Source organism: Streptomyces hiroshimensis (assembly GCF_014650335.1).
Taxonomy (GTDB): domain Bacteria; phylum Actinomycetota; class Actinomycetes; order Streptomycetales; family Streptomycetaceae; genus Streptomyces; species Streptomyces hiroshimensis.
The window spans coordinates 76827-89657 of the sequence record NZ_BMUT01000008.1 but is presented as its reverse complement, the minus strand read 5'-3'; the positions used below and the strand labels follow the sequence as shown (position 1 = coordinate 89657).

At 70.7% G+C, this 12831-nt stretch carries 12 protein-coding genes; 2 read left to right on the top strand and 10 right to left on the bottom strand.

Annotated elements, in window-relative coordinates; all coding sequences use genetic code 11:
* Positions 1-23: 23 nt before the first annotated feature.
* The 4 genes from IE241_RS19090 to IE241_RS19075 form a co-directional block, all read right to left on the bottom strand.
* Complete coding sequence (locus tag IE241_RS19090; protein WP_190023002.1) at positions 24-1454, bottom strand: AI-2E family transporter; 1431 nt, start codon at positions 1452-1454, stop codon at positions 24-26.
* Between the two features lie 194 nt (positions 1455-1648).
* On the bottom strand, positions 1649-2371 hold the full coding sequence (locus tag IE241_RS19085) for an aggregation-promoting factor C-terminal-like domain-containing protein (protein WP_444545150.1): 723 nt from the start codon (positions 2369-2371) through the stop codon (positions 1649-1651).
* A 426-nt stretch (positions 2372-2797) separates the two neighbouring features.
* Positions 2798-4120 (bottom strand): RNA 5'-3' helicase PhoH2, encoded by a 1323-nt coding sequence (phoH2, locus tag IE241_RS19080; RefSeq protein ID WP_190023000.1) that lies wholly within the window; start codon positions 4118-4120, stop codon positions 2798-2800.
* Between the two features lie 378 nt (positions 4121-4498).
* On the bottom strand, positions 4499-5260 hold the full coding sequence (locus IE241_RS19075; RefSeq protein ID WP_190022999.1) for an isoprenyl transferase: 762 nt from the start codon (positions 5258-5260) through the stop codon (positions 4499-4501).
* A 110-nt stretch (positions 5261-5370) separates the two neighbouring features.
* Between IE241_RS19075 and mgrA the strand changes: the two genes are divergently transcribed.
* Positions 5371-6417: an L-glyceraldehyde 3-phosphate reductase gene (mgrA, locus tag IE241_RS19070; RefSeq protein ID WP_190022998.1), complete on the top strand. Its 1047-nt coding sequence runs from the start codon at positions 5371-5373 to the stop codon at positions 6415-6417.
* A gap of 328 nt (positions 6418-6745) precedes the next feature.
* Here mgrA and IE241_RS19065 read toward each other — a convergent pair whose 3' ends face one another.
* The 3 genes from IE241_RS19065 to IE241_RS19055 form a co-directional block, all read right to left on the bottom strand.
* Complete coding sequence (locus IE241_RS19065; RefSeq protein ID WP_190022997.1) at positions 6746-7957, bottom strand: MFS transporter; 1212 nt, start codon at positions 7955-7957, stop codon at positions 6746-6748.
* 155 nt (positions 7958-8112) lie between these two features.
* Positions 8113-8694: a TetR/AcrR family transcriptional regulator gene (locus IE241_RS19060; RefSeq protein ID WP_190022996.1), complete on the bottom strand. Its 582-nt coding sequence runs from the start codon at positions 8692-8694 to the stop codon at positions 8113-8115.
* A gap of 66 nt (positions 8695-8760) precedes the next feature.
* Positions 8761-9534, bottom strand: a complete 774-nt coding sequence (locus IE241_RS19055) for a type IV toxin-antitoxin system AbiEi family antitoxin domain-containing protein (RefSeq protein WP_229899499.1) — start codon at positions 9532-9534, stop codon at positions 8761-8763.
* A 166-nt stretch (positions 9535-9700) separates the two neighbouring features.
* Here IE241_RS19055 and IE241_RS19050 point away from each other — a divergent pair, with 166 nt between their 5' ends.
* Complete coding sequence (locus IE241_RS19050) at positions 9701-10078, top strand: DUF192 domain-containing protein (protein WP_190022995.1); 378 nt, start codon at positions 9701-9703, stop codon at positions 10076-10078.
* Here the strand turns inward: IE241_RS19050 and IE241_RS19045 are convergent.
* The 3 genes from IE241_RS19045 to IE241_RS19035 form a co-directional block, all read right to left on the bottom strand.
* A complete protein-coding gene (locus tag IE241_RS19045; protein ID WP_190022994.1) occupies positions 10062-11399 on the bottom strand; it encodes a hypothetical protein in 1338 nt (445 codons plus the stop codon). The genes IE241_RS19050 and IE241_RS19045 overlap by 17 nt on opposite strands.
* Before the next feature lie 96 nt (positions 11400-11495).
* Positions 11496-12263 (bottom strand): prepilin peptidase, encoded by a 768-nt coding sequence (locus IE241_RS19040; protein ID WP_190022993.1) that lies wholly within the window; start codon positions 12261-12263, stop codon positions 11496-11498.
* Between the two features lie 79 nt (positions 12264-12342).
* Entirely contained in the window at positions 12343-12783 is a 441-nt protein-coding gene (locus IE241_RS19035; protein WP_229899497.1) for a DUF3592 domain-containing protein, read from the bottom strand.
* Positions 12784-12831 lie beyond the last annotated feature (48 nt).

The following is a 12831-nucleotide window of genomic DNA, read 5'->3' as shown; positions in this document are numbered from 1 at the left end:
ACGTCCGGGGCCCACTCGTATGCTCAGCCCGTCGGCTCCGCCGGGGGCGGCGGCCCGTCCGCCGGCGCCGCGGCCAGGGCCTTGTCCCTGGTGTAGGCGCGGAGATACCCGACGACCGTATTGGTGACGGCGACCAGCGGAACGGCGACCACCGCGCCGCCGATGCCCGCCACCAGGGAGCCCGCGACCACCGACAGGACCACCGCGAGCGGGTGGACGCGCACGGCGCGGCCGAGGATGAACGGCTGCAGGACGTGGCCCTCGATCTGCTGCACCGCGAGCACCACGATCAGCACCATCAGGGCCGTGAAGACGTCCTTGGTCACCAGCGCCACGACCACCGCGAGCGCGCCGGAGACCACGGCGCCCACGAGCGGGACGAAGGCGAACAGGAAGATGAAGACGGCCAGCGGCACCGCGAGCGGCACCTTCAGGAAGAACAGCCCTATGCCGATGAAGATCGCGTCGATCAGGGCCACTATCACCGTGCCCCGCACATAGGCCGTCAGCGTCGCCCACGCCCGCGGGCCCGCGCCCGCCACGCCCTCGCGCGCCGCCGCCGGGAACAGCTTCAGCAGCCACCCCCAGATGCGCGGCCCGTCGTAGAGCAGGAAGAGCGTGCTGAACATCGCCAGCAGGATGCCCGTCAGCACCTCCAGGATCACCTGAACGCCCTCTATGCCGGCGGAGGTGATGTCCTTGGTGTTGGCGCCGATGGCCGTGCTGAGGTTGTCGGCGATGTTGTTGATCTGCGTCTCGGTGACGTGGAACGGGCTGGTGAGCAGCCAGTGCTTCAGGTCCTTGATGCCCTGCTGGACCTGCCCGGACAGGTCGTCGAGGTTGTCCGTCACCTGCCACACCACGAACCAGCCGACCAGGCCCATGACGACGAAGCCGGAGATGAAGGTCATGGCCGTGGCGAGCCCCCGCGGCACACCACGTCTCTTCAGCCAGGCGACGGTCGGCTGCAGCAGGGCGGTGATCAGCAGGCCGACGACGAAGGAGAGCACCACCAGGCGGACGGCGCTGATCACCCGCATCAGCACCCAGAGGGTGCCGGCCAGGACCAGCAGCCGCCAGCTGACCTCGGCCGCGACCCGTACGCCCCAGGGGACGGCGGCCACGGGGTCGGGGCGCGCGGGAACCGCGGGGGCGTACCCGGGCGGCGGCGGTACGTGCTCGGGTACGGGTTCGGCTGCGGCGGGCGCGGGTTCGCCTGCAGCGCTGCGGGCGCGGCTGCCGGAGTCACCGGAGGTGCCGGAGTCGCCGGAACGTATCGGCTGGGAGGCGCGTGCAGGGTCGGCGGCGCGGCCGGGCTCGGGTGCGCCGTCGGCACCGGTGGTGCCGGCGGCCGGCGCCGCGCTCTCCACCTCGGCCGTGCGCTCCTCGAGCCGCCGGGCGAGACGGGTCAGACCCGCTCCCACTCCGCCGACCCATCGTGGCAATCTGGACATTTCTCTTCCTCTACCCCCACTCCCCCGTGGCCAGGGTGAACGTTACCCCTGACGGGTGACACCGGAAGACAGCCGGAAGACAGCCGGAGCACGGCCGGAACACGGCCCGGGAGACAGCCGAACCCCCGGCCTGGTGAGGACCGGGGGCTCGCGAGGGCGGGGAAGTGACCGGCGCTAGGCGCGGCCGGTGCGCCCTAGTACCACTGGTTGGCCTGCCAGAACGACCAGGCGCCGCAGGGGCTGCCGTAGCGCTCGTTCATATAGCCGAGGCCCCACTTGATCTGGGTGGCGGGGTTGGTCCGCCAGTCGGCACCGGCGGAGGCCATCTTGGAGCCGGGGAGCGACTGCACCAGGCCGTACGCCCCGGAGGAGGCGTTGGTGGCCGTGTAGTCCCAGCTGCTCTCGTTGTTCACGATGTTGCTGAAGCACTGGAACTGGTCGCCGGGGACCATCGAGCGCGCCATCGCCTGGACCTCGGCGGTGGAGTAGGAGCCCTTGGCGGGGAAGGACGAGGCGTCGCGGGTGGCGGACCGGGAGCTGATCTGCTCCTTGTCCTCCTTCTCGCGCTCCTTGGCCTTCTCCTCGGCCTCCTTCTTCTTGGCGGCCTCGTCCGCGGCTTCCTTCTTCGCGGTGGCGTCCTCGGCGGCCTGCTTGCGCGCGGCCTCCTCGGCGTCCTTCTTGGCCGCGCTCTCGGCAGCCTCGGACTGCGTGTCCGCCTGCTGGGTCAGGGAAGCGGCCTGTGCCCGGACGTTCTGTCCTGCGGGGATGTCCGCGAGGAGCGTCTGGTCCGCTGCGGTCGCCTCGACCCGGTCGGTCGTACCCTGGTCATGGCCTGCAGCGACACCTACGACGGCGCCGACGGTGGTGACCGCGGTGGCGGATGCCACGGCGAATCCCCGGACCGAAATCCGGCTCACACGTTTTCCTTCCAGCATCGCCCGCATGGGTGACCTCGCGAGCGCGATCGTGCCCCTGGCGCTGGCCTCCGTAATCGGTCACAGAAGGCGCGGGCCCGGTGGGGCCTCCCGCAAGGGAGGTCCACGTGACGCTCGGGCGGCATACGGCGACGCTGTTCAGTTCTGGATCTGCTGTGCACCGCCCCCTGAGGGGCTGAGGTGCCGTATGCGGGGCCTGACAGGACCCAGACTCTGCCCGACCCGGTTGCCCGGAGGCAATTCCGGGTTACGTGGGAAAGGTCACACCTCGTTTATGCCTGGGCTTTTCCGGAAAGCCCGACGCACAACAGCGGCGCGCGGCTAAGCTCCTTGGCTTTGCCGCGCGCCGCCGGGGAACGAACGTCCTTCAGGGAACGGCCGAATGGGCCGGTTGCCCTTCGAGCCGTATCAGATCCGGCCTTCCTCCAGCATTTCGGTCACCAGCGCCGCAATCGGCGAACGCTCCGAACGCGTGAGCGTGACATGCGAGAAGAGCGGATGCCCCTTCAGCTTCTCGACCACGGCGGCCACGCCGTCGTACCGCCCCACGCGGAGGTTGTCGCGCTGCGCCACGTCGTGCGTGAGCACGACACGAGAATTGGCGCCGATGCGGGAGAGGACCGTCAGCAGCACGTTCCGCTCCAGCGACTGCGCCTCGTCCACGATCACGAAGGCGTCGTGCAGCGACCGGCCGCGGATGTGGGTGAGCGGCAGCACCTCCAGCATGCCGCGCTCGACGACCTCCTCGATCACCTCGGAACTCGTCACCGCCGAGAGGGTGTCGAAGACGGCCTGGGCCCAGGGGCTCATCTTCTCCGCCTCGCTGCCCGGCAGATACCCCAACTCCTGCCCGCCGACCGCGTACAGCGGCCGGAAGACCATCACCTTGCGGTGCTGGCGCCGCTCCAGGACGGCCTCCAGCCCCGCGCACAGCGCCAGCGCGGACTTGCCCGTGCCGGCCCGGCCGCCCATCGACACGATCCCGATCTCGGGGTCGAGCAGCAGGTCGAGCGCGACGCGCTGCTCGGCGCTGCGGCCGTGGATGCCGAACGCCTCGCGGTCGCCGCGCACCAGCCGCACCGAGCCGTCGGCCGCGACCCGGCCGAGCGCCTTGCCCCGCTCGGACTGCAGCACCAGGCCGGTGTGCACGGGCAGTTCCGCGGCCTCCGGGATGTCGGCGACCTCGGCGGCGAAGAGCCCGTCCACCTGCTCGGCGGTGACGGTGAGCTCCGCCATCCCGGTCCACCCGGAGTCGGTGATCGCGAGCTCCGCGCGGTACTCCTCGGCGAGCAGGCCGACCGCCGACGCCTTGATCCGCAGCGGCAGGTCCTTGGAGACGACCGTGACGTCGTACCCCTCGGCCTGGAGGTTGCGGGCGACCGCGAGGATGCGCGAGTCGTTGTCACCGAGGCGGAAGCCGGCGGGCAGTATGCCCGTATCCGAGTGGTTGAGCTCGACCCTGAGCGACCCGCCCAGATCGCCGATCGGAATCGGGGAATCCAGTCGGCCGAATTGCACCCGGTACGTATCCAGCAGACGCAGTGCCTGCCGTGCGAAGTAACCGAGCTCGGGGTGGTGCCTCTTGGCCTCCAACTCCGTGACCACCACCACGGGCAGCACGACCTCGTGCTCCTCGAAGCGGGACATGGCGCCTGGGTCGGCCAGCAGGACGCTGGTGTCGAGGACGTAGGTGCGCCGGTCGTTCTCACGGCGCTTCTTGCTGGTCACCACGGGTGGACGAACCCCCTCGGGGAGGTCGGGGCGCGACGGCGTCGCCGGGGAATGGGCCGGGGTCGGAGCCCTTCGAGGGCCCGGCTGCGGCCCTCCGCGGGCGGCCGCGCGGCCTGACAGGGCCGCTCGGTCCGCACGGTCGTCGTCCGTGTGCAAAGGGCCTCCCGGGCGGGCGGCCCCATGCCGCCCGCTGGCAGAGCGACGGTCTTTGGACAGACCGTCGGCCTGCAGGGGATATTCCCGCTGGACCGCTTGACCATGCAACGGCATATGCGGTGACGTGGTGAGCCACCGGTCCGTCAGGAGCCGTACCAGACTGCATCTCCCCGGGGATAACCCCCGGACCCCCAGCCGGGATCCGTTCGCGCTGCAAACGCCTTAGGAGCCGTACCTGCGGTGCCGCGCCGCGTAATCCCGCAATGCGCGCAGGAAGTCGACCTTCCGGAAAGCCGGCCAGAAGACTTCGCAGAAGTAATACTCCGAGTGCGCGCTCTGCCAGAGCATGAACCCGGACAGCCGCTGTTCACCGCTGGTGCGGATGATGAGATCCGGATCGGGCTGGCCGCGCGTGTAGAGGTGCTTGGTGATGTGGTCGACGTCGACCTGTTCGGCCAGTTCCTCGTAGGACGTGCCGTTTTCGGCCGCTTCGAGGACCAGCGAGCGCACCGCGTCCGCGATCTCCTGCCGGCCGCCGTAGCCGACGGCCACGTTGACCAGTATTCCGCCGGTGCCGAGCGTGTCCTGCTCGGCCTCCTTCAGCACCGACTGGGTGCGGGCGGGCAGCAGGTCCATCGTGCCGACGTGGTGCACGCGCCAGCGGCCGTCCGCGGCGAGGCCGCGCACCGTGTTCTCGATGATGCCGAGCAGCGGGTTGAGCTCCACGGCCGGGCGGTCGAGGTTGTCGGTGGAGAGCATCCAGAGGGTGACGACCTCGACGTCCGTCTCGGCGCACCAGCCGAGCAGCTCGGAGATCTTGTCGGCGCCGGCCTGGTGGCCCTGCTCGGTCGTGCGGCCGTCGGCCCGCGCCCAGCGGCGGTTGCCGTCGAGGATGACGCCGATGTGCTTGGGCACCTGCGCATGGTCGAGGCGGCCTTCCACCCGGCGTGCGTAGAGCCTGTACACCAGGTCGCGCAACTTCACGTTTCCAGCCCCTCCAAGCCACAGCGGTCGCCCCGAGGGCGCCACATTACTGCCCGCGTGTCACGGGAACCCAACTCGGTCTGTCACAAGACCGTGATAGTCAGATGCACATGACCGATTCCACACATTCCGCTCACTATCGTGCGGCCGATTCCCGCTACGACGCCATGGAGTACCGGCGAACGGGCCGCAGCGGCCTGAAGCTGCCGGCCATCTCCCTCGGACTGTGGCACAACTTCGGCGACGACCGCAGCCTGGAGTCGCAGCGCGCCATTCTGCGCCGCGCCTTCGACCTCGGTGTCACGCACTTCGACCTGGCCAACAACTACGGGCCGCCGCCCGGCTCCGCCGAGCTGAACTTCGGCAAGATCTTCGCACAGGACTTCCGCCCGTACCGCGACGAGATCCTGATCTCGACGAAGGCCGGCTATCTCATGCACCCCGGCCCGTACGGCGAGTGGGGTTCGCGGAAATACCTGCTGTCGTCGCTGGACGCGTCGCTGCGCCGGATGGGTGTCGACTATGTCGACATCTTCTATTCGCACCGGTTCGACCCGGAAACCCCGCTGGAGGAGACGATGGGCGCGCTCGCGTCCGCCGTGCAGCAGGGCAAGGCGCTGTACGCGGGCGTGTCCTCGTACAGCGCGGAGCAGACGGCCGAGGCGGCGCGGCTGCTGCGCGCGATGGGGGTGCCGGCGCTGATCCACCAGCCGTCCTACTCGATGATCAACCGGTGGACGGAGGACGACGGCCTGCTCGACACCCTGGAGGCGGAGGGCATGGGCTGCATCGCGTTCGCGCCGCTCGCCCAGGGGCTGCTCACCGACAAGTACCTGCACGGCGTCCCGGAGGGCTCGCGCGCGTCGCAGGGCAAGTCGCTGGACCCGGGGCTGCTGACGGAGGACGTGGTGGGCCGGCTGAGCGGCCTGAACGCGATCGCCGGGCGGCGCGGGCAGTCGCTCGCCCAGCTGGCGCTCAGCTGGGTGCTGCGCGATCCGCGGATGACCTCGGCGCTGATCGGCGCGTCGAGCGTCGGCCAGCTGGAGGCCAATGTGGCCGCGCTGGGGGCGCCGAAGCTGACCGATGAGGAACTGGCGGAGATCGATTCCTTCGCGGTAAGCACCGAAGGCGTCAACATCTGGGCCCGCCGCGGCTGACCCGGTGCGGACCGGCCCGGCATGCACGCTTCGTCACCGTGGGTGACGAGGGGGAAAGAAAACGGGCCGGTCCGTGGGGGGGATACGGACCGGCCCGAGGGGGGGTTTCCACCTTAACCGGTCTGAGGCCGTGCTCGTTGCACCGACGGGGGTGACGGCGGGTGGGATGCTGACACTGGGTGACCTTTTCGATCTTGAACGGGTAGGCGCGGCCGGAGTGTTCGAAGGCCCGAGGGGCCTGTCAGCACTGGGCCTACAGCGTAGAACCAGCCATTCGGCGGACAGTCTCGTTCGGCACTTGGGAACACTTCGATAACGTCCGGAAAAATCACGGTCGACTTGACGCGGCGATGAGCTCGGGCGCGTCGGTGGGCCGTTCGGCGGCACCCTCCGCCCGGCGGGTGCCGCCCCGCCGCGGAAGATCGGGAACGAGGGTGACGACCCCGATGACGGCCATGGCGGCGCCGAGCCAGAGCGGGGAGCGCAGGCCGTAGGCGTCGATGGCCAGCCCGCCGACCGACGAGCCGATGATGATCCCGAGGGTGATGAACGAGGAGTGGATGGAGTTGACCAGCGGGCCGGCGTTTCCGGCGCGCTGGACGCGGGTGACCATCGCCGGGTTCATGGTGACGCCGACGAGGCCGACGCCCAGCAGGAAGGCCACCGCCGGGACGGGCAGGTGCGCGGTCAGCGCGAAGCCGGCGAGGAAGGCCGCGTTGAGGACGAGGCCGCACAGCAGGACGCGGACGGGGTACCGGTCGGCGAGGCGCCCGACGACCCAGTTGCCGACGACGGTGGCGGCACCGTAGGCGATGAGCAGCAGGGGGACGGAGCCGGCGGAGAAGCCGGTGACCTCGGTGAGGACGGGGTTGACGTAGCTGAACGCCGAGAACGTCGCCCCGATGACGAAGGTGCTGGTCAGGAGCGCGAGCCAGAGCCCCCGGCGCTTGAAGACGGCCAGCTCCCGGCGGATGCCGCCGCTCTCGGCGGAGCGCTCCACGTCCGGGATGCCGGCGGCGGTGCAGAGCGCGGCGAGCAGGGCGAGGGCGGAGATGGCCCAGAAGGCGGCGCGCCACCCGAAGTGCTCGCCGACCAGCGTGGACAGCGGCAGGCCCAGCAGCGTGCCGAGCATCAGGCCGTTCATGGCGACGGCGATGGCGCGGCCGCGCACCTCCGGGCGTGTCAGCCGGGCGCACAGGGACAGCGAGACGCCGAAGAAGGCCTGGGAGGCGACGCCGGTGACGATCCGCGCGGCCATCATGGCGCCGTACGTGGTCGCGGTGGCGGCGAGGACGTTGCCGGCGAGGAAGACGGCGAAGAGCGTCAGCAGGGCCGTCCGCGGCCGCAGCCGCATCACGGCCACGGTCAGGAAGGGACCGCCGGCGGCCATGGCGACCGCGAAGGCGGTGATGAGGTAGCCGATCTCCGGAACGGTGACGCCCAGCCCGTCGGCCATCTGGGGCATCAGTCCGGCGACGACGAATTCGCTGGTCACCATGGCGAAGATGCCGAGGGCGAGCAGATAGACGGCGCGGGGCATGGTGGGGAGTACTCCTTGGGGACGGGTGCGGGGAGGTTTTGGATTGCTCAGTACAAAATCAAGACATGCAAAGGGCAGACAGGGGACGAATGAAAGGGACGAACAGAGAAGTGCGCGGGGGCACCCCCGCCGGATGGCTCTGCCGGATGGCTCTGTCAGATGGCGTCGACCGTGGTCCGCAGGATGCCTTCGAGCGCCTGCCGCCCGACGCCGGCGCGGGCGGAGACGCGCATGCCGCCGATGGCCGCGATCACGAAGTGCGCGAGGGCGCCGGCGTCCTTGGCGCGGTCGATGTCGCCGTCGCGCTGCCCGGACTCGATGGCGGCCTTGAGGGCCTCGAACCGGAGCCGGTAGTCACGCTCCAGCACGCCGGCCACCTCGGGGTCCCTGGACGCCAGCTCGATACAGGTGTTGACGACGAGACAGCCGCGGCCGTCCTCCGCATAGAGCCCCTCCTCCTCGATGATGACGCCGAGGAGGGCCCGGATCTTCTCCCGCGCGGGCATGGCGCTCTCCAGGACCGCGTCGATGCCACCGTTCTTGCGCTCCATATAGCGGAGCAGGGCGCGCCGGAAGAGGTCGTGCTTGCTCTTGAAGGCGTTGTAGATGCTGCTCCGGCCCAGGCCGGTGGCCTCGCACAGGTCCTGGGTCGAGGTCGCCTCGTACCCGGCGGTCCAGAACGCCTCCAGCGCGGCGTCGACCGCCCGCTCCTCGTCGAACTTCCTCGGTCGGGCCATGACAGGACCGTAGCAGTTCTGTATCGCTCATTCCAATACTTGCTCGGGTTTCCCGTAGGCCCCTCCTCAGGGACAGAGGTCGTCGAGGGCCCGCCGGATGGTGCGGATCATGAGCCGGGGGCGGCAGAAGACGTCGTCCCGCGTGAAGCGGAGGACGCGGCGGACCTCGGGGCAGCCCGCGAGCTCGTTGAAGCGCATGGTGTCGTTCTGGTGGGCGGCTCGCGTGCCGTGCCAGGCGAACCCCTCGATCTCGATGCCGAGCCCTTCCGCCCGGAAGAGGAAGTCCAGCCGCACCGTACGCCCGCGGGCCGTGGTGGCCTCGGCCTGCGACTCCGGATGCAGCCCCTCGCGCCCCATCTCCAGACGGGCCTGGGACTCGGCCGGGGAGCCGCTGGCCGGATCGGCGAGCGCCAGCGCCCGCATCAGGTCGGCCGGGGTCCGTACGCCTGTGGTGACCTGGATGCCGGAGACCACGGTCACCTCGGCCTCCGCCAGCGGGAGCCGGTGGACGACGGCGCCCGCCGCGCGCCTGCGCCCCGCACGGGAGGTGAACTCGGGCCTGCACGGCCGTATGAGGACGACGCCGTGCGCGACGGCGGCCGCGCTGTGGCTCACGACCAGCTCCGGGTGATGCAGCTGCAGGGCCCGTAACCGCAGCCGCAGATCGGCCTCCCGGCCGGGCTCCGCCCATGCACCGGCATGCAGACGCGTCCAGCCCGCGCGGCGCAGCGACCGGGCCGCTCCACCACGGGACAGCCCGGCGGCCACGGCCTGGGAGGTCAGCACGAATCCGCCTTGCGCGACGGCCAGTTCGCGCAGGCGCGGGTGATCTGCCTTCACCCGTCAAGGACAGCGCATCTCCGCCCGTACGGCGACCCCTGTGGACAACGCGGAGCGGACGCCGCGACTTGCAGGGTGATACAACGCTCGAACACGAACCCGCCGACTGACAACCGACGACCGACAACCGACGACCGACAACCGACGACCGACGGAAGGACAGCACATGGCCCGCTGGCAGGACGGCCGGGCGACACTGCACATCACGGACGGCGCACCGTCGACAAGCGCAACGGCCACGAAGCCGATCCCCCTGGAGATCGCCGCCTCGTACCGGGCGCGCACCCGCGGACTCCTCGGCCGGGACGGCATCGACGGCGCCCTCCTGCTGACCCCCGCCGGCAGCGTCCACACCTTCCGCATGCGATTCGCCATCGACGTCGCCTATCTGGACCGCCACCTCCGGGTCCTGGCGGTCCACACCATGAAGCCCGGCCGCCTCGGCGCACCCCGCCTGCGCTCCCGGCACGTACTGGAGGCGGAGGCGGGCGCGATGGAGAGGTGGGGGTTGCGGGCGGGGGTACGCGTCACCGTCGAGGCATGAGGCTGCCGGTCCGGACACGGAACCGGGCCTTGGAGCGGCGGACCGGCACCCGTGCAGCCAGCCACCATCCGCCGAGCCAGCACAGCAGCGCAGCACCCGAGGAAACACCTGCATAACCGATGACGCGCAGAGTGTCCCGTCTCGTGCCGCCGTCGCCGGCCACGGCTTCCGGATCGGCGGTGACGCCGAAACCTGCGGCCACGGCATCGCCGTCGTAGGCGGGTGCGGCCCTGGGCGTTCCGTCGACCGCGATCCGCAAGGTGATCGGCACGGGGCGGCTCACGACTTCGCCGACCTTCGGATGCAACCCCACCTGCAGGTAGTACCAGCCGGCGACGCGCATCGCGTTCGCCGCGTCCGACCGGCCTCGCAGGCGGTTTTCGTAGGCGACCGGAGCGGTGCCCAACGACACCGTCCTCGGCATCCCCCGGTAGTCCTCGACGGACTCTCCCACATAGCCGCGCGCCGGATTGTTCAGCCCGATCCGTACACCGCCGGGGGCGTAGAAGCCCGGGGGCGCGAACGCCTTGGGAACGTCCGCGACCACGGAGAGCCGCTGACCCCAGGAGACCGGGATCCGGTAGAAGCGGGTCTGGCCGGGGAGCACCTCGTCCTGCCAGACGCCGTTGCCCATGGGCGGAGCGTCATTGAAGCCGGTGCCGCCGACCACCCGGCCGGTGCCGCGGCCCATGACGGAGGACGACGCCGGACTCCAGGTTCCGGTGCCGGAAACTCCGGTGCCGGACGTGACGGCCGGGCTTCCTTCCTTGAGCCCCGGCTCCGTCATGTACTTGATCTCGGTCGGATAGGTGCCCCCGGTCCGCCCCGTCCGCTCCACCACCACGTGGTACCGGCCCGCGCGCCCGCACCCGCCGCCGCCCGCATCCGGCTGAGCCCTGCGGACCGCGTAGTCGGCCAGGGGATGGCCGCTGTCCGTGTCGCGGAACCTCGCTTCCCCGAAGCCGCATTCCCGCCCGTCCTCCTGCCGCAGCGCCACGTGGATGCCGTCCTCGGAACCGACGGCGGCACCCGGTGCAGGAGCCCCGACCACCGAGACGTAGGCATCCGATCTCGCGTCCAGGTCCACGGCGTAGAACTTCTTCTCGCCGGGGCCGATCGTGTCCGTGTACGTTCCCGGCCGCAGCAGCGGCCCTTGTACTGCGGACGTGGAGCCGCTGACCTCTTTCGCACTCGCCGCCGGTCTGTAGGACGACGAGCTGCCGGCTTCCGCGGCTCCTGCCGGCCTCCCCTGCCCGAGCGGAAGCACACAGAGCGCCGCCGCGGTCGCGAGGGCGGTCCTGTGCCTGCGCCGGTACCGCATCACACGCCTCCCCGGCATCGCGAATTCGGCCCGGCCCCATCCTGCACGTGCCGGTGTCATCCGCGCAGGCATTCCGCATGCCTGTGCTTCCCGGCTTCAGGACGACACGCTCGCGGCCCCCAGGAGCAGGCCGAGGAAGGCACCGATCAGCATGAACGGCCCGAAGGGCATGGCCGATTTCCGGCCCGCGCGCCTCAGCAGCATCAGCCCGACTCCGTAGGCCGCTCCCAGGGAGATCCCCAGGAAGAAACCGACGAACAGCACGGCCCAGCCGTACCAGCCCAGGGCGGCGCCCACGAGAAGTGCCAGCTTCACGTCTCCGAAACCCATCCCGTTGGGGTGGATCAGGAAGAGGACGAAGTACACGCCGGCGAGAGCCAGCGCGCCCCCGGCGGCCCCGGCCCACGAGCCGCCGTGACCGGAGACGAGGGCCGCCAGGCCGAGCAGCACCACGGCCGCCCCCGCCGAGGGAAGGGTCAGGACGTCCGGCAGACGGTGCACGGTGGCGTCGACCACGGCCAGGACGGCGGCGAAGGGCATGAGCAGGAGCCAGACCACCAGCTCGGGCCGCGGGCCGACCGCCGCGGCGAGGGCGGCGCAGACCAGCGTGCAGATCAGGGGCATCGCGACGACCGCAGGCCCGTAGGCGGGGCAGCGCTCGGACGCCTCCGGCCCGGTACCCGGCGCGGCACAACGCGCCGGCCCCAGCCACCCCCTCGCCACACCGGTGATCGGGTGCCCGGCCGGGCACGCCTCGCGCCACGGCTCTTCGGGCTCCACGGCGAGCCGGTAGGCGGCACGGGGGACCAGAAGTCCGGTGACGGCGCCGAAGGCGGCGGCGAGGAGGATGAGAGACAGATGCACGTCACGACCCTACGGACCGGGCGGGGAAGGGGTCATGGGCCCGGGGGCCCAAGGGGCGGGTGACGGGGCCCAGTCCGGTTCACAGGATTCCGGCGAGGAGGGCCGCAAAGAGCAGCATGCCCAGAGAGAACAGCCCGAATACCAACGCGAAGAGGGCCGGCACGGCCACAGCGCCCCAGTTCTTGCGGTCCGCGATGGTGGCGGTCTTCGCGGGTGCCTTCGGGTCGTAGGACACCCGCACCGGGGTCCCGACCGAAATGCCGCCGAAGGCACGGCCGGGGTCCTCGAAGCGCACCTCACAGCCGTTCCGGTCCTGGAAGGCGAAGACGAAGTGCTTGGTCGCCGTGTCGCTGTCGCTGCTCCGGCTCCACCGGAAATCGACGCACTGGCCGAGGGCCCGTTCACCATGCCGGAGCACGCGCAAGACTGTGAACAGGCGGCGCATGGAGGAGAGAGAGATGAGACCGAAGAACACCGCCGTGAAGCACAGGGAGGCGGTCTCTCCCTCGAAGATCTGCACGGATATCTCCCCTTGTCATCAGCAGGCCACGTCGACGGGCTTCAGCTC